This window comes from Vibrio sp. Vb0349 (genome assembly GCF_033338975.1).
Map to the genome: position 1 here is coordinate 1 of NZ_JAWOTS010000426.1, position 1,057 is coordinate 1,057.

Here is a 1,057-nt window from a genome sequence, read left to right on the forward strand (position 1 = left end):
GTTTGGATCGACGTTAAGACGAGTTAATTGACGAGCAAACATGTTGCCATCAACAGTGGTTAAACCTTTGATGATTTCACGATGGTCGATGTAGCCAAAAGAGTTGTTGTTTTTACCATACTGAGTTTGGATGGCTTCAGCACGACCACTATCCGCTAATGATTGGGTTGGAGACTCAAGACCCAGCGCCATTTTCAACGGGTTAAGATCACCCAACTCCGCGATATCCACCGTCACGGTTAGCACGTTGTCGATAACCGCCACAACTAAGCCAATGCCATCTTGCGGATCTACTGCATCCGTCATTTCATAACGACGATACTCCACCGTACCCAGCTTCACTTTTTCGTGTGTCACGCCGCTCATTTGCTCTTCGTGATCCAACGTTTTCCAAAGCGCCTCTGGATTCTCGATTGGCAGTTTGTAAACTGGCACCATACCGAGCGTGTAAAGCACTGGGTTGATCTCATCGCCTGTACCTAAATACGCTTTCAAAGTTTCTGGCGACGCAGCACTTTTTAAGTATCCGTCAAACAGATCGATCGCAAACTGCTCTTTTGGTGACAGCTGCTCACCAACAAACATATCAGACATGGTCATTTGATTGGCAGAGCCAAACGCGTTCACATATTCGTAGTGTTTGAAAGGTTCTGTTTGGAAAGTAACTACGAGCGAATCGGCTGGGATTTGCGCCAATAGTGAGCTTGAACCGCTCTGAGGAAGGTTATTTTGGTACAGGTACCCAGCGGCCCCCGCTGCTGCGACCACTGCTGTAGCCAATAGTAGTTTTTTCACGACCAACTCCGTTGTTAGTTATATCGGTTCGTAAATGCGTTATGCATTCGAGTTTTAAGCCTTAATAAATCGAGTTCTGTAGAGACGAATTACAGTTCTCCTACACCGCCAAACACTGGCTAATGAGTGCTCTATCGGCATATCAACCGTCATCATAAAGATCCGTCGCCAGTTATCAATTTAATGAATATTAATTTCTTAAAATATCCGCAATTTATAGGATAAACCGTGAAGTATGTTGAATTGCACATTCATACTATTG

General features: G+C 44.7%; 1 pseudogene. It reads right to left on the reverse strand.

The window, feature by feature from the left end:
- A pseudogene (locus R7Q47_RS26350) lies at positions 1 to 795 on the reverse strand (hypothetical protein); the annotation flags it as partial.
- Between the last annotated feature and the right edge of the window lie 262 nt (positions 796 to 1,057).